At 71.3% G+C, this 23,765-nt stretch carries 16 protein-coding genes; 6 read left to right on the top strand and 10 right to left on the bottom strand.

Translation table 11 applies throughout. The features are described from left to right. Positions 1–43: 43 nt before the first annotated feature. Positions 44–9,121 carry a DNRLRE domain-containing protein gene (locus ACF1AL_RS34635; protein ID WP_391777787.1) on the bottom strand — a complete coding sequence of 3,026 codons (9,078 nt, stop codon included), beginning with the start codon at positions 9,119–9,121 and terminating at the stop codon, positions 44–46. Positions 9,122–9,612: 491 nt separating this feature from the next. Here ACF1AL_RS34635 and ACF1AL_RS34630 point away from each other — a divergent pair, with 491 nt between their 5' ends. Beyond that, positions 9,613–10,119: a hypothetical protein gene (locus ACF1AL_RS34630; RefSeq protein ID WP_391777788.1), complete on the top strand. Its 507-nt coding sequence runs from the start codon at positions 9,613–9,615 to the stop codon at positions 10,117–10,119. Positions 10,120–10,244: 125 nt separating this feature from the next. On the opposite strand, the gene ACF1AL_RS34625 is transcribed toward ACF1AL_RS34630, so the two are convergent. Together ACF1AL_RS34625 and ACF1AL_RS34620 are read right to left on the bottom strand one after the other, a co-directional pair. Next, entirely contained in the window at positions 10,245–11,165 is a 921-nt protein-coding gene (locus tag ACF1AL_RS34625; protein WP_391777789.1) for an NADP-dependent oxidoreductase, read from the bottom strand. A gap of 46 nt (positions 11,166–11,211) precedes the next feature. Further along, complete coding sequence (locus ACF1AL_RS34620; RefSeq protein WP_386415643.1) at positions 11,212–11,850, bottom strand: HD domain-containing protein; 639 nt, start codon at positions 11,848–11,850, stop codon at positions 11,212–11,214. A gap of 135 nt (positions 11,851–11,985) precedes the next feature. Here ACF1AL_RS34620 and ACF1AL_RS34615 point away from each other — a divergent pair, with 135 nt between their 5' ends. Beyond that, entirely contained in the window at positions 11,986–12,960 is a 975-nt protein-coding gene (locus ACF1AL_RS34615; protein ID WP_391777790.1) for a GlxA family transcriptional regulator, read from the top strand. Positions 12,961–13,222: 262 nt separating this feature from the next. After that, on the top strand, positions 13,223–13,870 hold the full coding sequence (locus ACF1AL_RS34610; RefSeq protein WP_391777791.1) for an HD domain-containing protein: 648 nt from the start codon (positions 13,223–13,225) through the stop codon (positions 13,868–13,870). Between the two features lie 39 nt (positions 13,871–13,909). On the opposite strand, the gene ACF1AL_RS34605 is transcribed toward ACF1AL_RS34610, so the two are convergent. The 4 genes from ACF1AL_RS34605 to ACF1AL_RS34590 all read right to left on the bottom strand — a co-directional run bounded on the left by ACF1AL_RS34605 (position 13,910) and on the right by ACF1AL_RS34590 (position 17,157). Further along, positions 13,910–14,833: an RNA polymerase sigma-70 factor gene (locus ACF1AL_RS34605; protein ID WP_391777942.1), complete on the bottom strand. Its 924-nt coding sequence runs from the start codon at positions 14,831–14,833 to the stop codon at positions 13,910–13,912. A 148-nt stretch (positions 14,834–14,981) separates the two neighbouring features. Beyond that, on the bottom strand, positions 14,982–15,455 hold the full coding sequence (locus ACF1AL_RS34600) for a carboxymuconolactone decarboxylase family protein (RefSeq protein WP_366841571.1): 474 nt from the start codon (positions 15,453–15,455) through the stop codon (positions 14,982–14,984). A gap of 109 nt (positions 15,456–15,564) precedes the next feature. Further along, entirely contained in the window at positions 15,565–16,539 is a 975-nt protein-coding gene (locus ACF1AL_RS34595; RefSeq protein ID WP_391777793.1) for an L-threonylcarbamoyladenylate synthase, read from the bottom strand. A gap of 63 nt (positions 16,540–16,602) precedes the next feature. After that, positions 16,603–17,157, bottom strand: coding sequence for a hypothetical protein (locus ACF1AL_RS34590; RefSeq protein WP_391777794.1), 555 nt, complete (start codon positions 17,155–17,157; stop codon positions 16,603–16,605). 66 nt (positions 17,158–17,223) lie between these two features. On the opposite strand from ACF1AL_RS34590, the gene ACF1AL_RS34585 reads away from it, so the two are divergent. Continuing rightward, positions 17,224–17,823, top strand: a complete 600-nt coding sequence (locus ACF1AL_RS34585; protein ID WP_391777795.1) for a TetR/AcrR family transcriptional regulator — start codon at positions 17,224–17,226, stop codon at positions 17,821–17,823. Positions 17,824–17,956: 133 nt separating this feature from the next. Then, the gene (locus ACF1AL_RS34580) at positions 17,957–18,811 is read left to right on the top strand and encodes an isocitrate lyase/phosphoenolpyruvate mutase family protein (protein ID WP_391777796.1); all 855 of its coding nucleotides are present in this window, start codon (positions 17,957–17,959) and stop codon (positions 18,809–18,811) included. Between the two features lie 66 nt (positions 18,812–18,877). Here the strand turns inward: ACF1AL_RS34580 and gap are convergent, their stop codons facing one another. Both gap and ACF1AL_RS34570 read right to left on the bottom strand, forming a co-directional pair. Further along, on the bottom strand, positions 18,878–19,876 hold the full coding sequence (gene gap, locus ACF1AL_RS34575) for a type I glyceraldehyde-3-phosphate dehydrogenase (protein ID WP_366841576.1): 999 nt from the start codon (positions 19,874–19,876) through the stop codon (positions 18,878–18,880). A gap of 139 nt (positions 19,877–20,015) precedes the next feature. Next, positions 20,016–20,972: a helix-turn-helix domain-containing protein gene (locus tag ACF1AL_RS34570; RefSeq protein WP_366841577.1), complete on the bottom strand. Its 957-nt coding sequence runs from the start codon at positions 20,970–20,972 to the stop codon at positions 20,016–20,018. A 342-nt stretch (positions 20,973–21,314) separates the two neighbouring features. On the opposite strand from ACF1AL_RS34570, the gene ACF1AL_RS34565 reads away from it, so the two are divergent. Continuing rightward, complete coding sequence (locus ACF1AL_RS34565; RefSeq protein WP_391777797.1) at positions 21,315–22,040, top strand: dienelactone hydrolase family protein; 726 nt, start codon at positions 21,315–21,317, stop codon at positions 22,038–22,040. A 70-nt stretch (positions 22,041–22,110) separates the two neighbouring features. Here ACF1AL_RS34565 and ACF1AL_RS34560 read toward each other — a convergent pair whose 3' ends face one another. After that, positions 22,111–23,760, bottom strand: a complete 1,650-nt coding sequence (locus tag ACF1AL_RS34560; RefSeq protein ID WP_391777798.1) for an ABC transporter substrate-binding protein — start codon at positions 23,758–23,760, stop codon at positions 22,111–22,113. Between the last annotated feature and the right edge of the window lie 5 nt (positions 23,761–23,765).

Raw genomic sequence — 23,765 nt, 5'->3', positions numbered from 1 at the left:
GTTGCCACCGGCGGGCCGCTCTGTGACGTGCGTCAGCGGGTGACTAGTACCGCGTGGTGAGCCAGAACATCCGGAACCGCGTCTTGTCGGACGCGCCCCGGAAGGTCTTCCCGCCCAGGTTCAGGGTCTTCTGCACCAGGGGAGCGCAGACGCCCTTGCAGACGTTCCTGGACGTGCCGCCGTAGACCACCTCGTAGTCCGGGTTCTTCTTCACCCAGTTGAACACGGCCTCCTCGGCGTGCTCGTAGGCCTGCTTGCCCTTCGGCGTCAGCCGGCCGGGCACGGCCTGGCCCTGGACGAAGTCCTCGCCCTTCTTGAGGACGTTCTGACCGACCTCCGTGATGTTCTTGCCGCCGGCCAGCGACACCTTCTCGGTGATCTCGCCGGTGACCTTGTGCCGGACACCGACCACGGCGACCGTCGAGTAGTCGTGGCCCTTGCCCCACTGCTTCTTGAGGTCGTCGGCACGCTTCTGCGCGGCGATCGCCTCGTTCTCGTAGCCACAGTTGTGGACCAGGACGGCGGTGTGGCCCTGGCCCACGTAGTAGGTGTGGACACCCTCGACCGACAGGTTGTAGACGCGCGCCGAGCGGTGCGCGGTGTCGACCGCGGTGATCTGGACCCAGGTGCCGGCCGCGGTCTGCAGCCACATGCCCGACTTCAGGTCGCCGGCCTCGGCCCAGCGGCCGTAGTCCGGCAGCCAGTACAGGTGCGCGGCCGTCGACGTCAGCTTCAGCGCCTTGGCCTTGCCGTCCTTGCCGTCGGGGTCGATGGTCAGGGTGACGAGGTCCTTCTCGCCCTGGTGGCTGCGGGCGTCGGTGACGTACCGCGCCTCGGTGTCCCCGGTCTCCGGGTCCGTGGCCACGACCTGGTCGCCGACCTTCAGCTTCTCGATGGCGGTGGTGCTGCCGTCCGCGAGGACGACCTGGGTGCCGGGCAGGAAGCTGTTGGTCTTGCAGGTCTTCGCGTCGGGCTTGTCCGGCGACTTGGTCGTCGGCGCGTCCACCTTGCGGGCGTCGTTCGCCGCGTCGACGGCGTCCTCGGTGCGGTTGGCCGCCTTGCGGACGTCGTTGGCCGTGTCGGCGGCCTCCAGGCCCTTCTTGGCGTACTTGCCGGCCTTGACCGCCGTCGCCCCGTAGCCCACCAGCGGGATCGCCGAGGTGAGCGAGAGAGCGGCGTCGACGTAGTTGCCCTCGGCCGCGTACCAGATGCCGTTGGCGACGTCCGCGACCTCGCCGACGACCGGCACCATGCCGACCACGTCGAGCGCGGCGTGCCCGATGTCCGACAGGGAGAGCCCGAACAGGTGCCCGTCGAGCTCGACGAAGCTGATCGGGTTGCCGCCGCCGAAGGCGTACCGGTTGCCGGTGAACGGGTCGGTGGCCAGGGACATGTCGGCGAGGGCACCGCTGTAGGCGTCCCGGGTCAGGAAGCGGTTCAGCCCCGGGTCGTAGTTGCGGAAGCCCATGTCGTACGTGCCCGAGGAGCCGTCCCAGCGCGAGGAGTTGAACCGGAACGCGTTGTACGCGTCCTTGTCCTCGGTGCCGGTGCCCGGCTTGTCCTCACCGGTCATCTGCGACGTGTCGTCGCTGCCGTAGGCCGTGTAGCCGTACGTGGCGCGGGTCTTGCCGTCCTCCTTGGTGATCGCCTCGACGTCGCCCCGGGGACTGGTGACGTACTGCGAGTACTCCTCGCTGCCGTCCTTGTGCTTGATCTGCGTGGCCCGCTGCCCGCCGGCGAGGTACTGGTAGTCCTTGTCGGCCTTGCCGTCGACCGTCTCGCGCAGCAGCGTGGTGTCGAGCCCGAGGTAGGTGAAGGCGGTGGTCTTCCCCTCGGTGCCGGAGGTGGTCTGGGAGACCGTCCGGTCGAAGGGGTCGAAGACGTACGACGTCGTCTTCGCGGCCGCGCCGGTGCCGGCCCGCACCTTCACCGTGCGGTCGAAGCCGTCGTAGTAGTACTTCTCGGCGGTCTGGCCGCCGGTGCTGACCGTGTCGAGCCGGCCCAGCGGGTCGTAGTTGTAGGTGGACGTGACACCCTGCGACGTCGCCGACAGCAGCCGGTTGCGGTCGTAGTGCTGGGTGGTGGTGACGTCGTCGACCGTCTGCTCGACGATGTTGCTGTTGCGGTCGTAGGTGTAGGACTCGCCGGACGGGTCGTCACCGGCCTTGGTGACCTTGGCGATCCGGTCCTGCGGGTCGTAGTCGAAGGTGTAGGTGTTGTTGATGTACGCCGAGTTGTCGTCGGCGTTCATCAGCTTGAGCACGTCCTTGGAGCGGTGCCCGTTGGGCGAGTACTCCAGGTCGTGCTGCGCGACCACCGTCCCGCCGGACGTCTTCTCGGTGGAGTTTTTGACCGAGCCGTCCAGGTAGTAGGTCAGGTCGAGCGTGTTGCCGTTGGGCTTGGTCTGCTTCAGCAGCTGACCGCGCCCCGTGTAGGTCATCGTGGTGATCTGCTGGTTGCCCGCCGTCGGCGAGTCGGCGTTGGTCACCTTCCGGACCAGGTCGCGCTCGTCGTAGTCGATCTTCGACCAGGTCAGGTCGTGCTGCGAGGTGACGGGGTTGCCGTTCTCGTCGTAGGTCAGCGCGGTGGTGTTCTTCACCGTGCCGCCGGCGAGTTCCTCGACCTTGCTGATCTGGTTGAGACCGTCGTAGGCGATCCGGTACGTGTCGATCTTCGCGCCCGGCGAGTGGTCCTGGACCTCGACCATGTTGCCGTTGGCGTTGTACTTGTAGGTGAAGTCCTTCCTCTCGTCGTCCGTGTCACCGGAGTTGGAGCGCACCAGCTTCACCGTGTCGGCGAGGACCGTGCCGTCGGCCGCGTCGGTCAGGGTGACCTTCTGCGGGCCGTCCTCGACGAACGCGTACGAACCCAGCGAGATCCACTCACCGGCGCGCTGCGTCTGGTCGACGGTCTTCGTCGCGCTGCCGCCGTCGTGGTCGATGGTGAACTTCGCGTCGGTGGCCGCGCCGGTCATCCGCGGGTGGCGGACGAAGACCTCGTAGGTGCCGTCCTGCGGGATGGTGAGCTGCCAGGACAGCGAGGCCGCGCCGGTGCCGGCGGGGTGCGAGTAGGTGTCGTAGCCGTACTGCTGCTCGGCCTGGGTGTGCGACCAGGTGCCCTGGATCGCGGTGTTGTTGAAGTCCGAGCTGTCGACCAGGACGACCTGCCGGCCGACGGGGATGCCGTCGTCGGCGCGGGCCTTCTGGTTGCCCGACAGGTAGTAGTCCCAGGTCATCGTGCGCTGCTGGGAACCGCCCGCCGAGGTCAGCGTGTTCTTCGTCTGCTGGCCGAGCTTGTTGTACTCGTAGGACGTGGTGATGTCCCACGGGTCCGTGGACGTCCGGGTCCAGCCGTTGTCGTAGTACGTGTACCGGGTGACGTTGCGGACCGTCTGGCCGTCCGACGGCGGCGCGGACACCGACTCGAGGTTGCCGACCGAGTCGTAGGAGTAGTACGTCGCGTCCGGGGAGGAGTAGCGGGCGTCGTCCTTGTCGAACGGCGAGCGCTCCTCCTTGACCCGGTTCAGCTCGTCGTAGACGGTCTCCGAGGCGAAGTCCGTGGTGTCGTCGGTGGTGGCGACGCCACGCGGGGTGATCGTCCTCGTCCGGTTGCCGACCTGGTCGTACTCGTAGCGGGTGGTGCGGTAGGTGATGTTCCCGGAGCCGTTCTCGCTCACCGGGACCCTGGACTCCACCAGGTCGCCGCGCTCGTCGTACGTGGCGAGCGTCTCGTTGCCCTCGGCGTCGGTCTGCCCGATCTGCAGGCCGTCCTTGTCGTAGCGGACCGAGGTGGCCCGCTGGAGGGCGTCGATGGTGCGCTTCACCCGGTGGTTGAGGTCGTACTCGTAGCGGGTGGTGTAGTCGTCGGGGTCGGCGGTGGCGTTCTTGCGCGGGTCCACGACCTTGGTGACGTTGCCGACGGAGTCGTACTCCACGGTGGCCTTGTGGCCCTCGGCGTCCGTCATCTCGACCGGCTGGTACACCGCGTCGTAGCGCGTGGTGGCGGTGAAGTCACCGGCCTCGGGCGTCAGGTTGCCCTGCGGGCCGGTGACCGTGAGGACGTTGCCGACCTTGTCGTAGGTGGTCGTCGTCTTGCGGCCCGGGTCGGTCGCCTCGTCACCGGGGTCGACGCTCTCCACGACCTGGTCGGCCTTGTCGTACACCGACGTGGACACCGCTCCGTTGGGCGCGGTCACCCGGGTGATGTTGTCGTTGGCGTCGTAGACCGGGGCGGGCGTGAGAAGGAAGTCGTTCGCCGCCTGCCTGACGGGCTCCTTCTTCTCCAGTGGCCGGCCGAAGGCGTCATAGGCCTGGGTGACCTCGGCGCCCTTGGCGTTGATCACCTTCGTGACGTTGCCGCGCACGTCGTAGGCGAAGTGCGAGTCGTTCGACAGCGCGTCGGTGATGGTCTCGGGGAAGCCGACCGGGTCGTAGTCGCCGTAGCGGGTGGCGTGCCCGTTGGCGTCGGTCTCCTGGGTGACCTGGCCGTAGGAGTCGTACGCGGTGCGGGAGGTGTAGTCGCCCTCCGCGGCCGTGGCGACACCCTTGGGGTCGGTGACCGAGGTCAGGTTGCCGAGGGTGTCGTAGCCGAAGCGGTAGGTGCGTCCCTCCGGGGACTTCTTCTCGAAGAGGTCGGCGACATAGCCGTCCAGACCCGTGCTGTAGGTGAAGGTCTGGCCCGGCGTGCCGTTCTTGTTGGCCTCGGGGTCCTTCTGCTCCAGCGGGTAGCCGGTCCTGGGGTCGAACGCGAAGGTGGTGACGGCCCCGTTGGCCTCCTCCAGCCGCGTGACGTTGTTGTCGGTGTCCCACGCCAGCTTCGTCGTCTCCGACTTGGCGTTGGTGATCTCGGTGGGACGTCCGTAGCCGTCGAGGGTCTGGACGGTTCGGTGGTTCTCGGCGTCCGTCACCGTCGTCTCGATCACCGAGCCCGCGGTGCCGTCCGGGTCGGCGTAGGCGTAGCCGGTGGTGCCGCCGAGCCGGTCGGTGAGGGACTGGGTGTTCCAGTGGAACTTCGGGTCGTCGCCCTCGCTCGGGTAGTAGTAGTCGAGCGAGGTCGCGTTCCCCCGCGGGTCGGTGACCGTGACCAGCTTGACGTTCTTGTTGCCCTGGGTGGCGTCGTAGGTGAAGCGGAACACCTTGGGCTGGCTGCTGCCCGCACCGTCGGTGAGGGTGGTCAGCAGACCCTTGTCGGAGTAGTCGAACGTCAGGGTGCGGCCGGAGATGTCACTCATCGACCGGACATGGTCGATGATCTTCGGGTTGTTGGTGTCGGCCTTCGTCCAGTACGTGACGGTGAGCGACTGCCGGCGGGCCGGGTCCTCGATGTAGGTGAGGAACTTGACCGGCTTGTTGTTCGACTTGCGCTCGGCGTACGTGTACGTCTGCGTGTTGCCGTTCTTGTCGACGACCGACGTCAGATAGCCGTCGCAGTCGAAGAAGAACTGGGTGCGGTCCGGCCGGGTGAGCGACCAGGCGCGCGGGTCGCCGTCCTTGTTCGGCACGCAGTCCACGCCGGCGCCCTGCCGCAGCAGGTAGTGCACGCCCGCCGGGGCCCGCCAGGTGCCGTCGTCCTGCTTGCGGAAGACGTGCGCGGTGCCGTCGCCGTCGGGCAGCGTCACCTCGGTCGGGCGGGGGTTGGGGTGGAAGTCCAGCGCCGCGCCCAGCCGCAGCGGCATCGCGGCCTGCGCCGACCAGCCCGCGCCGAGCACCGTGTCGGAGGTGTCCTGCGAGTTGTACGCGAACCGTGCGAACGTGGCCAGGCCCCGCCCGGGGTTGTTGAACGCGTTGTACTGCCAGACGGTGTTGCCCGCGTACAGGTTCGTCATCAGCGACGAGCCGGCGCCCGTGTTCTTGCCGGCGTAGGAGTAGAAGTCCTCCATGCCGAGCTGGTCGGACGTCGGGTCCTCGGTGCGGACGTTCTGTGCGAGCGGCGCGATGCCGTCGGTGGCGGACAGCCACGTGCCGTTGGCGGTGTTCTTCAGGTCCCACTTCAGGACGTACTCGAGGCGCTTGTTGCCCGAGTCGGAGTTGATGGGAGCCTTCAGCTTCGCCGGCACGGTGATCGCGTCACCGGGCAGCACGTCGGCGGCCAGCGGCGTCGACAGCTGGTTGCCGCCGGTGGTGGCGTCGGTGCCGTCGGGCAGCGACCAGGTGTACGACAGCTCCCGCTCGCCCTTGCGCCAGATGCCCGTGGTGGTGTTGGTGAGCGTGACGTCGACCGTGTACTCGTCGCCCGGGATCATCCGCGCGGGGGTGTAGGGCGCGAAGTACGTGGTCTCCGTCGACTTGTCGAGATACGTGACGACCAGTTGCGGCCGCAGCTGCGGCTCCTCGGCCTCCGAGGAGAGGAACAGCGTCCGCTCCTGCGGGCCGGCCGACGACTCGTCCCGCAGCTTGAGCGCCACGCCGTGGTTGCTCGCCGGGTCGGCCACCCAGCTCTGCGCGAGCGAGGTCAGCGACCAGCTCTGCCGCGCCGGGTCGTTGGTGACCGTGCCGACGGTGTCGGACACGGCGGCGTCCAGGTCACCGCCGGGCGCGGTCCACGCGGTGGTCGCGTCCGCCTTGGTCCAGGACGCGGTGGCCTCGTCGAAGTCCCGGGTCAGCCCGTGCGCCTCGTAGACCGCGCCGGCGGTTCCGGTCGTGGTCGTGAAGCCCCACAGGTCCAGCTGCGCGTCCAGGACGCGAGCGCCGGCCGGGATGTCGCGCACGCCCGGGAAGTTCAGCAGCGCGCGGGTGGTGCCGTAGGTGGCGGAGTTGTTGCCCACCGACAGCCAGGAGCGGGCGATGCCCGACTCGTTGAGGGCGTCGTGCCCGGTGGCCGGTTCGGTGGAGGACAGGGTGGTGTCGTTCTGCCCGCTCTGCAGCACGACCGTCGTGCGGCCCGCCTTGGGCAGCCGCACCAGCTGCGTCGCGGAGGGCAGGACCTGTCCGTCGCGGGTCTTGACCGCGACCATGTAGTAGTAGGCGTTGCCGAGCGGGTCGGCGGAGTCCGCCGGGGTCGGTGTCGCCGTGGTGTCGGTGTAGGACCGCGTGTCCTTGGCGACCGGCGAGACCAGCGTCTGCGAGGACGGCGTGAAGTGCTGGAACACGCTGCGGTGGACCTGGTACTCGACGATGTCGTCGTCCGGCGCGGCCGACGGGTCGGTGTACGCCGGCCAGCTCAGCTCGGCGCCCGTGGCGTGGACGACGCGAGGGGAGTCGACCTCGACGCCCTGCCGGCCCCAGGTCAGCACCAGCTTCGGGTAGTTGGCGACTTCGCCCTTGTAGGCGTACTCGGAGGCCTCGTACCGCGGTCCGCCCTTGGGGCCGCCCGCGGACTCGTCGGCCGCCTTCACCACGAAGCCGTTGTTGGCGTAGGTGCCGTCGAGCCACTGCTGCACGGTCTTCGTCACGGCGAAGCTGTGCCAGGTGTTGGACTCGTCGGCCTTCTTGGTGACCACGCCGCCCTTGGTGAAGCGGACCGCGTCGGCGAGGACGGCGGTGGACGTCGAGGCGGGCCCGTCGCCGAGGACGACCTTGCCGGTCGTGCCCGCCTTGAACGGGTGGCTGCCCAGCGTCTTCCACACACCGCCGCTGCCGGCCTGCTGGTTGACCGTGTAGGTCTTGCTGCCGCCGTCGTAGGAGACCGTGTACGGGGCGCTGGTCGCGCGGTCGGAGGCCGGGACGTAGTGCACGTCGACCTGGTAGGAGCCGTCCTCGGGGAGGCCCGGCTGCCAGGTGTAGGTGTCACCGGCGGTGGCGTCCTTGTTGTACCGGTAGTCCTGGCCCACCGCGTACTGGGTGTACGCCGTGTTGGCCGACGCCGGCCAGGCGCCCTTGGCGGCGGTGGTGCCCGCGTCGCCGTCGTCGACCTGGACGGAGGTGCCGGACAGCTCACCGGTCAGCCCCTGGGCGTTGTTCCAGGTGGCCTGGGACTCGCTCCAGGCGCCGGTGGCCCGGTGCGCCTCCAGCTGGACCTCGTCGGCGCCGGTGGTGTGCGTCTGGTCGTAGTAGAGCTTCAGCTCGGCGGAGTCCAGCCGGGTGCCGGCGGGGATGCCGGACAGGCCGAAGCGCAGCAGCGCGCGCGTGGTGCCGGTGCTGGTGTTGCCGACGGACAGACGCCAGCTGCCGTCGTGGTTCGCGGCCGGGTCGTCCGAGGAGATCATGACGTCCTCGGACTGGGACGGGGTAGGTGCGATGGCGATGGTCGGGTCGACCACGACCGGGTAGCGGCGCTCGGGAGCGGCCAGCCACGCGGCGTCCGGCCGCAGGCTCACCGCGTAGGAGCCGTCCTTCCCCGTCAGCACCTGGCGCACGGCGTCGGTGCCGGCCGTGCCGTACGGGGACTCGGCGTCGGGCCGGGCGTCCGTCATGTACGGGGCCGGGATGACCAGGTCGGGGCGGTCGGGTCCGGCGTTCTCGCCGTGGAGCGAGATGCCGCCGTTCTTCTCCGCCGTGGCCTTCAGGCCGTGTGTGGTGAGCGTGAAGTCGAACGAGGGGGCGCCCCGCGGCCGGTCGCGCAGGACGATGCCTTCCTTCACCGTGCCGTTGCCCACCGTGTAGGTGAGGTCGACGCCCTTGGCGAAGGCGTCCCGGTAGGTGACGGTCGAGCCGTCGACCCGCGGGGTCAGCTTCTTGGCGGTTGTGCCCTTCAGACCCAGGGAGACCCAGTGGCCCGCGTCGAGTTCGAAGCGGACCAGCTCGCCGGGGCGGCTGCCGAAGTAGGTGCGGGCGAGATTGGTGGTGTTGGCCTTCTCGAAGCCCTCGCGGTCGGTGCCGGTGACCGCGGTGTCGATGGCCTTCCACGTGCGGTCCTTGCCCGTGCCGGCCGGGTAGGCGGTCGGGGCGGCGGAGACCTCGGCCTGGACGCGGCCGTCGGCCAGCTGCCAGTAGCGGGCGTGGGGTGTTCTGCGGTCGGTGAGCTCCCTGACCCGCTGCGGCTTGGCGGCGGCCCTGCTCTTGGCGAGGTGGTCGTTGCCGGGGACGTCGGTGTCGGGGAGCTTCGGCGGCTTCGCCTTCTCACCGCCCTCGTCGCCGCCGAAGAGACCGCTGAGTCCGTCGGCGAGCCGTCCGATGTCGGGTGGCGCGGCGAACGCGGGTGTCGTGGGCGCGACGGTGGCGACGACCGCCAGTGCCACGCTCATGGCCAGGAGCCTCGCGGCTCTCGGTCTGTGCATCGGTTTCCCTTCGCAGGAACCAGAGCCGTCCGCCGGACGGCGGACGGGCGGCGCGAAGTTGTACCCGAGCGGGTCCTCAACCTGTCAACCAAGTGGATGAATTGCTCAATTACCCGGAGAACAGGCAGCGTTGGGCTGTGACCTGGACTTTGCCGGCGTCCTCGGCAGACCGTTGCCGAGTCCTCGGCGGACGCTTTCCGGCCATGCTCATGACCAACCCGGGGTGCGTGGCGGCGGCTCTCCCGGGAAGCGGCCCCGGACCGGCCGACGGCGGCAGCGCACCGGGCAGCGTCTTTCGGTCAAAGTCAAAGGGAGCGTAAAGTCCGACCGTGGTGGGCGGATGCGTCCGGGAGTTCCCGCTTGCCCGAAAGGCTCTCTCGCTCGCCACGCGCCGCCACCGTCGTGTATAACCGCCCGGCAGTCAGACGCTGAGGCTCTGTCACGGCTGGGGGAACCACATGGGTGATGTCACGGAACCGGACACCGGCGCTGTTCGAGAGCCCGGCGAGAAGCACCTCACCGGCGGAAAGGTCATGCCACGGCGGGGCGTTCGGCCCCTGCGGGCGGCTCTGTGGACGGCCGCCGTGGCGCTCGCGGCGTGCGGGGCCCTGCTCCTGTACGGCGTGCTCTCGCCGCAGGACGCCGACCCGGGGAAGCGGCCCGCCGTGGCGAGCGTGGAGGTGACGTACGAGGTGACCGGCACCGGCACGGCCGACATCACCTACCAGGCCCACGGTGAGGGGGGAAAGGCCGCCGTGGTCACGGCGGCGGCCCTGCCGTGGCGCACGACGGTGCGGGTGCCGCTGGGCAGGACACCGGTGGTCGGCGTCGTGCTCGGCGCCGAGGGGGGCCGGGCGCGCTGCGCGGTCGCCGTCGGCGGGCGCCATGTGCAGAGCGCCACCGCCACCGGGGGCTTCGGCCGTGCCACGTGTGCGGGGTCGGTCCCGGCAACGGGACGGGGATGAGGCAGGCCGGCAGGCTCCCGGCGGGCCGGCGGGCCGGCGGGAGCCGCGGACGGCACCGTCCCGGTACGGCCGGACAGCCGCTCCTTCGCGGGCCGGCCGTACGGACGAGTGGGAGTCCCGGTCCCTCAGTCCTCCGTGACGCGGATGATCGTGCGGCCGTTCACGCGCCGGCGAGCCGCGAAGACGGTGGCTGCCTCGTCCAGCGTGTGGACGGCTCCGACGCGGACCTCGAGACGGCTGTCGCGCAGTCGCCGGGCGAGGTCGGCCAGGCGGACGCGGTCGGGTTCCACGACGAAGAAGACGGCGTGCCCGTCGGCGGGGCGCACGGTGGGCGGGTGGGCGATGGTGACGAGGGTTCCGCCGGGGCGGACGAGCGCGGCCGAACGGTCGAGGATCTCGCCGCCGATGACGTCGAAGACCACGTCGACCTGGCCGGAGTCCTGCCACCGGTCCGTCTCCAGGTCGAGGAACGCGTGCGCGCCGAGGCCCAGCACGACGTCCCGGTCGGCGGTGCGGCCGGTGCCGACCACATGGGCTCCCGCCTCGCGGGCCAGCTGGACGGCGAGCGAGCCGACTCCGCCGGCAGCGCCGTGGACGAGGACGCTCTGACCGGTGGTGAGCCGGGCGTGGTCGAACAGGCCCTGCCAGGCGGTCAGCCCGGAGATCGGCAGGGCGGCGGCCACCGTGTGGTCGATGTCGGCGGGCAGCGGGGCGAGGTTGCGGGCCTCCACGGCGACGTACTCGGCGAGCGAGCCGTCGCGGGTCCAGTCGGTCGGTCCGAAGACGCGCTGCCCGACGGTGAGGCCGGTGGTGCCGTACCCGAGTTCCGTGACGACGCCCGACACCTCGTGCCCGGGCACGCTCGGGGTGCGGTCGCGGCCGGCGCGGTCGGTCCAGGTCGCGGGCCAGTCGAGCTCGCCCCGGGTGAAGCCCGCGGCATGCACCCGGACGACGACGTCGTTCTCGGAGGCGTGCGGGTGGGGGAGGTCTTCCAGGGTCAGCCCGTCGATTCCGGCTTCGCGGTCCCGGACAGTGATGGCTCGCACGATGTTTCCTTCCGTGAATGTGATGACAGAGATGGGTGCCGCGGGATCACTGCGGCCAGGGGGAGTGCAGGACCCGCTCGACCATGGAGGGGCGGCGGAATCCGGGGACGAAATGCTCCAGGACATCCGCGTTGACCGTCCCGTACGTCGTGTCCGGACGGTCCTTGAGGCCGTCGACGAACGCTCGCAGGAATTCCCGCTTGAATTCCCCGCGCGGATGAGCGGCGACGACCTCGTCCACCCGGTCGCCGTCCAGCCGGTCCAGTCCCCAGCCGATCGCGTCGGTCAGCACGCCCAGGTTCGTCGCGGCGATCTCCGGACCCATCCGGCCCGGAATGCCGGGCGTGGTGTGCAGGGCGATCGCCGACCAGACCACCTCGGCGGCGCTCTCGGGGAATCCGCGCTCCAGCAGGAACCTCCGCGCGTGATCGGCGCCGTCCAGCTCGAAGCGCTGTTCGGTGTCGGAGTACGGGACGACCAGTCCCGCGTCGTGGAACATCGCCGAGACGTACAGCAGCTCCGGATCGGGCCGCAGCCCCTGCTCGCGCGCGTGCAGGGAACCGAAGAGGAACACCCGCCGGGAATGGTGGAAGAGCAGGGGCGAGGTCTTTTCCCGCAGGAAGCTCGTGGCCTGCGCCACGGCCGCGGTGTCGGGGATTTCCACCCCTGCGATGATGTCGGTCATGCTGTCCGCGCTTTCCGATGTGATGTGCTGGGAGTGGACGCGGTGTCCGTGGTCCACGGTGCCGACCACGGGGTCTTCCGCGCCGCATCGGTCCGGCCGTGAACCCCTCGAATTCAGCCATTGCAGGATGGAACTGTGAGCAGCGACACGCATCAGGTGGTGATCGTCGTCTACGACGGGGTGAAACTGCTGGACGTCGCCGGCCCCGCGGATGCCTTTGCGGAAGCGAACAAGCTGGGGGCCGGCTACCGGATCAGCCTCGTCTCGGCGACCGGCGCCGACGTCGCCGCCTCGATCGGGATACGGACCGCCGTCGACGGGAGCGCCGCGTCGCAGGCGGACCCCGACACCTTCCTCGTGCCCGGGGGAGACCTCTATCCGCGCACCCCGGTCACCGGGGACCTGGTCGAATCGGTCCGGGACCTTGCGGCCCGCTCGGGCCGGGTCGCCTCCGTGTGCTCCGGCGCGTTCGTCCTCGCCGCCGCCGGCCTGCTGGACGGCAAACGGGCGACCACCCACTGGAAGATCGCCGGCGAACTCGCCGCCCGGTATCCGAAGACCCGCGTCGAACCCGACGCCATCTACGTGCGCGACGGCACGACGTACACCTCGGCGGGCGTCACCGCCGGCATCGACCTGGCGCTGGCGCTCATCGAGGAGGACCACGGTCCCGAGGTGAGCCGGGAGGTGGCCCGCTCGCTGGTGGTCTATCTGCAACGGGCGGGCGGCCAGTCGCAGTTCTCCGCACCCCTGCAGGGCCCGCCGCCCAGGTCCCCCGCCCTGCGCAAGATCACCGACCTGGTCACGGCGGACCCGGCCGGCCGCCACACCCTGCCCGAACTCGCCCGTCGGCTCCACATCAGCCCCCGGCACCTCACCCGGCTGTTCCGCGAGGAGCTGGACACCTCACCGGCCCGCTACGTCGAGTCGATCCGCTTCGACATCGCGAAGTCGCTGCTCGACCAGGGCTACACCGCGACCCAGGCGGCGGCCCTGGCCGGCTTCCCGGGCTACGAGAGCCTGCGCCGGGTCTTCGCCCGGGAACTGTCCCTCAGCCCCACCGCCTACCAGCGCCGCTTCTCCACCGCCCGCCGCGGCCAGGCGGGGTGACGGCCGCAGCGCGAGGCGTTCCGCCGGTGGAACGCCGCGGTCGCCCTGGCGGGCATCGCCGGTGGCGGCGGCCGCGGTGGCCCTGGCGGCCATCGCCGGTGCGTGGCGGGCATCGCCGGTGCGTGGCGGGCCCGTCGTATGTCCGGATCCGTGGGAGGTATGGCCCGACGAGCATGGCGGGCCGCTCGGTCGCCGAAGAAGACTCGGGAGCGCGGAACACGCAGCGGACACCACCCGACATCGAAAGGCGAGCTGAGGAGCCATGGCGACTGAGACGGTCCTTCCCGCCGGCATCCCGGTACCCGACACCGAACTGGCCCGTGAGGCGACGGAGCTGGTCCGGGACAGCACGAGCGAGCTGATCTACCACCACTCGCGCCGCGTGTACTTCTTCGGCAGCCTCCAGGGCCGCAACCGGGACCTGAGCTTCGACCCGGAACTGCTGTACATCGGCGCGATGTTCCACGACCTCGGACTGAACGAGGAGTTCCGCGGCAGCGGCCGGCGTTTCGAGGTGGACAGCGCGGACGAGGCGCGGCGCTTCCTGCGGGCGCACGGTGTCCCGGAGGACGGCGTGCGGCGGGTGTGGACGGCGATCGCCCTGCACACCACGCCCGGCATCCCCGCGTTCATGGAGCCCGAGGTGGCGCTGGTGACGGCGGGCGTGGAGTACGACGTCCTCGGCATCGGCTACGCGGACGTCCCCGACGCGGACCGGCAGGAGATCGTCGGCCTGCACCCCCGGCCCGACTTCAAGCGGCGCATCCTCGCGGCGTTCACCGACGGCGTCAGCCCCCGCCCTCAGACCACCTTCGGCAATGTCAAGGCGGACGTACTCGCCCACTGCGTACCCGGCTTCCGCCGCGGGGACTTCGTACGCACGATCCTGGACTCGCCGTGGCCCGAGTAGGGGACCGGAGGTGAGCCCGCCGGTGTGAGCGGGACGTGGTCATGTGATCCGGCGGCGGGCCTGCCTCACCTCGCGGTCGACCGCCCAGGCGTCGGCGACCGGTCCGAGGTGGCCGAGCTTGTCGGGGTTGATCACCGAGCGCACGGTGGAAATGCGCCCGTCGAGCACGTCGAGCGCCAGGACGTGCAGCACCCGTCCGTCGCGGTCGCGGAAGATCGCGCCGGGCTGGCCGTTGATCTCACGCGGCTCGAACGTCACGTCGACGCGGGCCATCAGGGGGTACACGGAGGCGAGCAGCCGGGCCACGTTCCCGGCGCCGGCGACGGCCTGGGCGAGCTGCGGGGCCTTGCCGCCGCCGTCCCCGACCAGCTGCACGTCGGCGGCCAGCAGATTCTGCAGCGCGCCCACGTCGCCGTCCTTCAGCGCCTCGAAGAAGCGTGCCGCCAGCTCCTGCCGCTCCCGGCGGTCCGCCGCGAACCGCGGCCGTTCGGCCCGTATGTGCTGCCGTGCCCGCACCAGCAGCTGCCGGCACGCCGCCTCGGACCGTCCCACCGCCGCGGCGACCTCGTCGAACCCGAAGCCGAACACCTCCCGCAGGACGAACACCGACCGCTCCAGCGGGCTGAGCCGCTCCAGCAGGAGCAGCGCCGCCATCGACACCGAATCGGCCAGCTCCGCCGACCGCGCCGGGTCCTGGTACGGATCGCTGAGCAGGGGCTCGGGGAACCAGGGGCCCACGTACTCCTCGCGCCGCATCCGCGCCGAGCGCAGCACGTCGATCGAGACGCGGGTCACCGTGGCCGACAAGTACGCCTTGGCCGACGCGACCCGGCTCGCCGAGCCGTCGAAGCGCAGCCATGTCTCCTGCACCGCGTCCTCGGCCTCGCTCACGCTGCCGAGCATCCGGTAGGCGATGGAGAACAGCAAGGGCCGCAGTTCCTCGAACACCTCGGCCTTGTCCACGACGAACTCCCCCTGTGCGTCCCGTCGTACGGCCGCGCTCCCCGGCGCGGTCGTCCCTGTGATCATCCGGACCCCGCTGGATCAGGTCAACGGCGACCGGGCCCGGGTCCCGCGGGGAACCCGGGGCCGGCCGGTCGCCGCCGGCCGCTCAGTGGAACTGCCCGGGCTCGTAGTTCCCGGCCGGCTGCCGCGTGATGATGTTCAGCCGGTTCACCGCGTTCAGGAAGGAGACCAGGAACACCAGGGCGGTGAGCTGCTCCTCGTCGTAGTGCTTGGCGGCGTACTCCCAGACCGCGTCACTGACGCCCTGCGAGGCATCCGCGACCCGGGTCCCCTCCTCCGCCAGCTCCAGCGCGGCGCGCTCGGCCTCGGTGAAGACCGTGGCCTCCCGCCACGCCGCGACCAGGTTCAGCCGCACCGCGCTCTCACCGGCCGCTGCGGCCTCCTTGGTGTGCATGTCGAGGCAGGCGGCGCAGCCGTTGATCTGGCTCACGCGCAGCGCGACCAGTTCCTGGGTCGCGGCCGGCAGCGGCGAGTCCTTCAGCGCCCTGCCCGCCGACATGAAGTGCTTCAGGGCCTTGCCGACGGCCGGGGCGGCGAGGTAGTTCAGTCGCGCGTCCATGGTGGGTGCTCCTCAGGGGTCGTGTGTCGTACACCCCTGAGACGAGACAGCCCGAGGCCCTGTGACATGGACGCGTGTGACCCGCGTCACCGGCGCCGCGGCCGGTCCGTCAGGCGGGCCGGGGCCCCGCGGCGCGGCGGAGCCGGTTGGCGATAGCGAGACCCAGCCCCTCCTCGACGGGCAGGGAGGCGAAGATCAGGTCGGACCCCTGTTCGTCGAGCTCGCGCAGGAAGCCGTACAGCCCGCGTGCGTACGCGGCCGCCGACCCGGGGAGCCGCACCACTGCATGCGCCTTCACCGGCGCGTCGCCGAAGGAGGAAGGCAGCAGGACGCCCACCCGGTGCCCCAGCTCCTGCGCCTGCTCCGCCTCGACGACGACCTTCTCCGGCTCGACGAGGACGACCCGCGCACGCGGCGCGTAGTGGGACGGGTGCTGGCCCGGCACGCGGACGCTGCTCGTGGCGGGGACCGCGAGCGGGTGGCCCAGGACCTCTTCGAGAGCCTCGCGCGTCACGCCGCCGGGTCGGAGGATGCTCGGAGTGCCGCCCGACACGTCGACGATCGTCGACTCGACGCCGACGTCACAAGGGCCGCCGTCCAGCACGAAGTCGACGGCGTCGCCGAGCTCGGTCCGGACGTGCTGCGCCGTGGTGGGGCTGACCGAGCCGAAGCGGTTGGCGGACGGCGCGGTGACACCGCCGCCGAAGGCCGAGAGCAGCGCGAGGGCGACGGGGTGGTCGGGGACCCGGACCGCCACCGTCTCCAGACCGCCGGTGGCCTCCAGGGGCACCCGGCGGCCGCGCCGCAGGACCAGCGTGAGCGGCCCGGGCCAGAAGCGCCGGGCGAGCAGACGCGCCGTCGCGGGGACGTCCTCGACCCAGTCGTCGAGCTGCTCCGCCCGGCCGAGGTGGACGATCAGCGGGTGGTTCGGCGGGCGTCCCTTCACCTGGAAGATGCGCGAGACGGCGACGGGGTCCTCGGCGTTGGCGCCCAGACCGTAGACCGTTTCGGTCGGGAGGGCCACCAGGCCTCCGTCGCGCAGCACACCGGCCGCCTTCTCGATGTCACTGGTTGTTGCCGTCACGCCGTCATCTTCTCACTGTCCTGCCACGCGCCGGCCCAGGGCCCCGGCGCCGGCCCGCGGGGCTCATGCGTGAGGGCCGTGCCGATCGAGGCGGGGCTTGCGCGGAAACAGGGTGTAACTGAACGACCAGACGAAGTCGATCGCCAGGACGACGCCCCAGGCGCCGACGAGGCCGACCAGGGGGCCCATGCGCCGGCTGTCCTGGACGATCGCGGCATCCAGCAGGATCAGGGCGCTGCCGATGGTCCAGGCGAGCAGGTGACGCAGCCACGTGCGACGTTCATGGGCGGCGTGCTCCGGTCCGGTGCGCGGGGGACGGTTCGGCGGCGGCCCGCCGAAGCGGTGGGCGAGCCGGCTGTCCGCCCATGCCACCAGGTGCGTCCCGAATGCGATCGACACGCCCAGGTAGACCGCCGCCAGCCCGTGTGCGGACGTCGGCGCCGCACCCCGGACGAGGTCGACGGTGGACGCGGTGAAGAGCAGCAGGTCCACGGCGGGCACCATCAGCAGCAGGGCGGCACTCGCCCGGCGCCGGCCCAGCGCGTAGCGGCACAGCAGACCGGCGAGCAACAGCACCCAGAAGGCGACCTCGCACCCGACGATCAGCAGATACAGCACGGGTCCCCCTTGGATTTAGTACGGTCGTGTTACATCAAAGTAGCACGGTCGTGCTAAAAAGGCCGGGTGCCGAAAGTCGTTGATCCCCAGGCGCGGCGGGCCGCCGTCGCGGAAGCCGTGTGGCGTCTGATCCTCAGCCGGGGGCTGGAAGGCGTCTCCGTACGCACCGTCGCCAAGGAAGCCGGCCTCTCCACAGGGGCCCTGCGTCACTACTTCGCCGGCCAGTCGGACGTCCTCACCTTCGCCATGCAGCTGGTCATCGACCGGGTCCGCGCCCGCGTCCAGGCGCTGGAGCCGCAACCGGACGCGGGCGCGACGGTCCTCAGAGCGGTCGAGGAACTGCTCCCCCTGGACGCCGAGCGCCGGGCGGAGGCGGAAGTCTGGCTGGCCTTCACCGTGCGGGCCCAGACGGACCCGGCGCTGCGGGCGCTGCGCGACACCAGTTACGAACTGCTGCAGGACCTCTGCCACCGCCTGGTCGAGGCCCTCCGGCAGGACGATCCGGGAACGGATCCCGACCTCAGGGTCGAGGGGGAGCGGCTGTACGCGCTCATCGACGGGCTGGTGGTGCACTGCGTGATCCGCCCGGACCGCGCCACGCCGTCGCTCATGCGCGACGTGATCGCACGCCACCTGTCCGAACTGACGCGCTCCGGCCGGCGCTGAGGTCCGCCCGGCCGGCGTGCGGAAGAAGGGCAGCCGACGCCGAGCGGGGGTCCGCTCCCCCGGCTCACGAGCCGCACGCTCGTGTCGGATTCCTGCCAGCCGTCGCGCCCGTACGGCTGGTTGAGTGGTCCGCATGACGCCGAACCCCGCACTCCGTGACCAGGCCCTCGCCTTCCGTTCCCTCCACGTCCCCGGACGCCCGCTCGTCCTGCCGAACGCCTGGGACACGACCAGCGCCCGCATCGTCGAGGACGCGGGTGCCGCCGCGGTGGCGACCACCAGCGCCGGGCTGGCCTGGGCCCTCGGAGCAGCCGACGGCGACCGGCTGGACCGCGACCGGGCGCTGGACGCCGTCGCCCGCGTCACCGGCGCGGTCCGGGTCCCGGTGACCGCCGACGTCGAGAGCGGCTACGCGGCCGACGCGGCCGGCGTCGGTGACACGATCCGCCGGGTGATCGCGGCCGGTGCGGTCGGCGTGAACATCGAGGACGCCCTCTACGGGAGCGGCGAGGATGCGTTGCGGCCGGTCGCCGAGCAGGCCGAGCGCCTCACCGCCGCCCGTGAGGCCGCGGACGCGATAGGGGTGCCGCTGTTCGTCAACGCCCGGATCGACACCTTCCTGCGCGGCGCCGGGGGAGTGGACCTCACCCTGGAACGGGCGGCGGCCTTCCTCGCCGCGGGCGCCGACGGGATCTTCGTGCCCGGTGTGGTCGACCCCGTCGCCGTGAAGGCGCTCGCCGAGGGCATCGACGCCCCGCTGAACGTCATGGCGGGCCCGGGGGCACCGTCGGTCGCCGAGCTGGCCGCGCTCGGCGTCGCCCGCGTGAGCATCGGGTCGGGCATCGCCCAGGCCGCGCACGCCGTCGTCCGCCGCGCCGCGCGGGAACTGCTGGGCGAGGGGACGTACGGGGCGCTGGCCGGGGGCCTCGACTACGGCGAGCTCAACGCGTTGCTGGGCGCACCCGCCGCGGGAACCGAGGGCGTGTGAAGGAAGCGCGCCGGGCCGGTGCGGTCGCCCCGGGTGGGGGACCGCACCGGCCCGGACCGGCGGTCGTCAGCGGGAGGCGAGGAGTTCCAGCGTGTCGATGACGCGGTTCGAGAAGCCCCACTCGTTGTCGTACCAGGCGACGACCTTGATGTGGCGGCCGTCGACGCGGGTGAGGGCCGAGTCGAAGATCGACGAGGCGGGGTTGCCGGTGATGTCGGAGGACACGAGCGGGTCCTCCGAGTACTCGAGGATGCCGGCCAGCGGCCCCTCCGCCGCGGCCCGGTAGGCCTCCAGCACCTCCTCGCGCGTCACGTCGCGGGCGACCGTCGTGTTGAGTTCGACGATCGAGCCCACCGGCACGGGGACGCGGATCGAGTCACCCGACAGCTTGCCGTCGAGGTTCGGCAGCACCAGGCCGATCGCCTTGGCGGCGCCGGTCGTCGTCGGCACGATGTTGACGCCGGCCGCGCGGGCGCGACGGGGGTCGCGGTGCGGGCCGTCCTGCAGGTTCTGCTCCTGCGTGTAGGCGTGCACCGTCGTCATGAACCCGTGCTCGATACCGGCCAGTTCGTCGAGGACCGCGGCGAGCGGCGCGAGCGCGTTGGTGGTGCAGGAGGCGTTGGAGACGATCGTGTGCAGATCGGCGTCGTAGGCATCGGTGTTGACGCCGAACGCGAGCGTGACGTCGGCGCCGTCCGACGGCGCGCTGACGAGCACCTTCTTCGCGCCCGCGTCGAGGTGGGCGCGGGCCGCCTTGGCGGAGGTGAAACGGCCGGTGGCCTCCAGCACGATGTCCACACCGAGTTCGGCCCACGGCAGCTGCGCCGGCTCACGCTCGGCCAGCACCGTGATCCGGCGGCCGTCGACGACGAGGGTGTTCCCGTCGACGGTCACCGGGCGCCCGAGCCGGCCGGCCGTGCTGTCGTAGGCGAGCAGCCGGGCGAGAGCGGCGGGCTCCGTCAGGTCGTTGACGGCGACGACCTCCAGGGCGCTGTCGCGCTCCAGCAGCGCGCGCAGCACGTTGCGTCCGATGCGGCCGAATCCGTTGATGGCGATACGCGTCATGAGTGGTGTCCCTTCCCTTCGCCACCAGGCTCGCTCGCGGCGCGCCCCGTCGACAGTGGCGCGATCGCCATGGTTCACAAGGATCTCGCCACACGATCCCTGCGGTGGGCGGCGGCCTTGCGCGGGGGCCCCGGGCGGGTCACTCGCCCCGGGTGAAGGTGCGCCGGTACTCGCTCGGCGTGGTGCCGAGGATGCGCTGGAAGTGCAGGCGCAGGTTCGACCCGGTGCCGAGCCCGACGTCCGCCGCGATCTGCTCGACGCTGCGCTCCGAGCGTTCCAGCAGTTCGCGGGCCAGGTCGATGCGGGCGCGCATCACCCACTGCATCGGCGTGTAGCCGGTCTCCTCGACGAACCGCCGGGAGAACGTGCGCGGCGAGACCCCCGCCTGCCGCGCCAGGATGTCCAGGGTGAGTGGCTCACCGAGCCGGTGCAGCGCCCACTCGCGGGTCACGGCGAACCGCTCGCCGAGCGGCTCGGGCACGCTGCGCGGCACGTACTGCGCCTGCCCGCCGCTGCGGTAGGGGGCCGCGACCAGACGCCGGGCCGCGTGGTTGGACGCGGCCACGCCGAGGTCGCCGCGCACGATGTGCAGGCACAGGTCGATGCCGGAGGCGGCGCCGGCCGAGGTGAGCACGCTGCCCTCGTCGACGAACAGCACGTTCTCGTCGACCTGGACGAGCGGATGCCGGGCCGCGAGCGCCCGCGTGTAGTGCCAGTGCGTCGTGGCGCGCCGGCCGTCGAGCAGGCCCGTGGCGGCGAGCGCGAAGGCGCCCGTCGAGATGGCGGCGAGCCGCGCGCCCCGGTCGTGGGCGGCGATCAGCGCCTCGACGACGGCCGGCGGCGGGTCGTCGCGGTCCGGGTGCCGGTAGCCGGGGACGAAGACGATGTCGGCCCACTCCAGCGCGCCGAGCCCGTGCGTGACGTGGTACGCCAGGCCGTCGCCGCCGGTCACGAGGCCGGGCGCAGCCCCGCACACCCGCACTTCGTACGGCATGCTCGCGCGGGTCGTGAAGACCTGCGCGGGGATCCCGACGTCGAGCGGTTTCGCACCGTCGAGCACGAGGACGGCGACGCGATGGAGGCGGGGTGAGGTCACGGCGAGAGGGTACGCGGACCACCGCCCGGACGACGGTGCGGACCACCGCCCGGAGGTCGGCGTGGAGCCTCGCCGGTAGTCGGCGTGAACCGCCGCCTGGCAGTAAGCGTGGACCGCCGCGCACAAGACAGCGGGGACCGCCACGAAGCGCACCGCACCCCCCGTCCGGAAAACCCGGTGACCGCCCACGGCGGCCCCTGCTATCTTTCCGGAGGCCGTGCGAGAGACCAGGAGGTGGTACCCGTGAACGCAGTTTCGACATGGGTGCTCCCCTCCGGGGTCACGGTCGGGCGATAGGTCGTCCGGGAGCGCCGTAACCGCGCACTCCCGAAAGGCACGACCGTGCACTTCACCTCCGAACAGCGCCTCGACGACGGTGTCCTCGAACGCGCCTTCACCCTCGGCGAGATCCCCGGCACCCTGTGGACGCCCGAGTCCGCCGCCCCCGTCCCGCTGGTCCTGATGGCCCACAACAACGGCCTGCCGATGGCGGACCCCCGGCTGGTGGCCCGGGCCCGGTTCACGGCGGCACGCGGGTACGCGGTGGCCACCATCGACGCCGCCGGGTGCGGTGACCGTCCCCGTTCCGCCGCCGACGAGCAGGCCCGTGCCGACCTGCGGCGGGCGATGCGGGCCGGCGAGCCGGTCGACGACATCCTGGAGTCCTTCGTCGGCCCGCTGGTCGCCCGCGCGGTCCCGGAGTGGCAGGCCACCCTCGACGCCGTCCTCGCCCTGCCCGGGATCGGCGGCCCCGTCGGATACTCCGGCGGGTGGGCCGCCCTCGGCATCCGGCTGGCGGTGGTCGAGCCGCGCATCGTGGCCGCGGGCCTGTTCGCCGGGGGTTACGTGCCCCGAGCCCAGCGCGAGGAGGCCCGGCAGGTCACCGTTCCGCTGCTGTTCCTGCTGCAGTGGGACGACGAGGGCAATCCGCGGCAGCGGGCCCTGGACCTGTTCGACGCCTTCGGCAGCAAGGAGAAGACGCTCCACGCCAACCTGGGAGGACACACCGGCACCCCCTCGTTCGAGCTGGAGGACGGGTGCCGGTTCCTGGACCGCCACCTGAAGTGAGGTCCTGCCCCCGGACGGACAGGGGACGGTAAGCGGTAAGCGGTGCCGGCTCGGAAGGGCCGGCACCGCCCTACTTGCCGGTCCCGCCGAGGTGGGCCGCCCACGGGTAGTAGACGTAGTCGAACGCCGCCGGCGCCCCGGTGATCCTGTTGCCGAGCCACACGTCGTTCGTCAGCTCGATCCCGGCGAACATCGGGTCCGTCTCGTCGTGCAGCTTCCGTTCCATCTGCAGCACCAGCTGCGAGCGGGTCCGGGCGTCCTTCGTGCCGATCGCCCGGGCGTAGAGCGCGTCGATGCCGCGGTAGCCGGACTGGTTGAAGGTGCCGCCGGTCACCGCCGTCAGACCCAGCCAGTCGAGCGGGTTGGGGATGTTGGGCCAGAACTGCGTGTACAGCAGGTCGGTGCCGCCCCGCGTCGCCGGGTCGTACAGGTAGTTCGAGTAGCCCGTCGCGGGCACCACGTCGAGCTTGAAGCGCAGGCCGATCCTGTCGGCCGCGGCCTTGACCGCGAGGCCCAGTTGCTGGGTCTCCGCCTGCTGCGGCACGACCAGGCTGATCTGCTGCGCCTTCACCTCGGCCGGGACCCGGGCCAGCAGCCTCTTCGCCTCCTCGATCCGCGCGGAGCCGTCGGCCTTGACCGACCCGGCGTACGCGGCCAGTTCGTCCTTGGCGAAGCCGTACACCGCCGGCACGGTCTGCAGCGCGGCCGGGGTTCCCTCACCGCCGTACACCTGGTTGCCGATGCCCTTCCAGTCGATGGCCATGCGCAGGGCTCTGCGCACGTCGGCGTTGCCCATCGCGCCCTTGTGGTTCGCGACCACGAGCGTCACGGCCAGGGGCGCGGGACCCGAGTACAACTTGCCCTCCGAGGACGCCCTCAGCTGGGCCAGCCCGGCCATCGGCGGGCCGTACGTGCCGTCGATCTGGCCGGAGAGGAGGCCGGAGGTGATGGCGGAGTCGTCGGTGAGGAACGTGAAGTCGATGTTCTTCACCTTCCGCGGCAGCGCCTTGTTCCAGTAGCCGTCGTAGCGGCTCACGCTGATCGACTGGCCTCGCGCCCACTTCCCGAACCGGTAGGGGCCGGTGCACATCACCCCGACGCCCGGCGTCCCGGCCTTGTCACCGTGCCGCTCGTGGAACTTCTTCTCGACGACGACACCGGCGAAGCTCGCCAGCTCGTCGTTGAAGAGGTAGTCGGGCCGCTTCAGCCTGACCGTCACCTCGGCGGCGCCCGTCTTCGCGATCGAGGCCACGTTCGCGTACAGGTAGCCGTAGAAGCTCGACTTGTCGGTCAGGTTGTGCCGCATGCTCCACACGACGTCGTCGGCCGTCATCGGCGAGCCGTCCCAGAACGTGACGTCGCCGCGCAGCTTGTAGACCCAGGTCGTCGGGTCCGGGTTCGAGAAGGACGCCGCCAGGTTGGGCTTGATCCGGAAGTCGGGCGTCTGGACGAGCAGCGTCTCGCACAGGTTCGAATTGATCATGTTCGGCGTGTAGTCGGCCGACTGGAAGGGGTCGATGGTCTGCGGCTCGCCCTGGAAGACGTTCCAGGTGATCGAGTCGACCGCGCCCGGACCCGAGGGCGTGAACGTCGTCAGCGAGCGGGCGGATCCGTTCGCCTGGGAGCCGGGAGCGCCGGAGGAGCAGCCGGCCAGGGCGAGCGCGGTGGCGGCGGCGACGGCCAGAGCCGTGGTCCGTCTGCGCGGGTGGGATGAGGACATGGCGC

It is taken from the genome of Streptomyces sp. NPDC014801 (assembly GCF_043082085.1).
In the GTDB taxonomy this organism is placed as follows: Bacteria; Actinomycetota; Actinomycetes; order Streptomycetales; family Streptomycetaceae; genus Streptomyces.
The sequence above is the reverse complement of the archived record's forward strand: the minus strand, read 5'-3'. Positions and strand labels throughout refer to the sequence as shown.

Coding starts and splice junctions, on each gene's coding strand:
- ACF1AL_RS34560 (WP_391777798.1), bottom strand. CDS start 23,760: ATGTCCTCATCCCACCCGCGCAGACGGACCACGGCTCTGGCCGTCGCC.
- ACF1AL_RS34600 (WP_366841571.1), bottom strand. CDS start 15,455: ATGGACGCGCGACTGAACTACCTCGCCGCCCCGGCCGTCGGCAAGGCC.
- ACF1AL_RS34580 (WP_391777796.1), top strand. CDS start 17,957: ATGACGCCGAACCCCGCACTCCGTGACCAGGCCCTCGCCTTCCGTTCC.
- ACF1AL_RS34630 (WP_391777788.1), top strand. CDS start 9,613: ATGGGTGATGTCACGGAACCGGACACCGGCGCTGTTCGAGAGCCCGGC.
- ACF1AL_RS34610 (WP_391777791.1), top strand. CDS start 13,223: ATGGCGACTGAGACGGTCCTTCCCGCCGGCATCCCGGTACCCGACACC.
- gap (WP_366841576.1), bottom strand. CDS start 19,876: ATGACGCGTATCGCCATCAACGGATTCGGCCGCATCGGACGCAACGTG.
- ACF1AL_RS34635 (WP_391777787.1), bottom strand. CDS start 9,121: ATGAGCGTGGCACTGGCGGTCGTCGCCACCGTCGCGCCCACGACACCC.
- ACF1AL_RS34620 (WP_386415643.1), bottom strand. CDS start 11,850: ATGACCGACATCATCGCAGGGGTGGAAATCCCCGACACCGCGGCCGTG.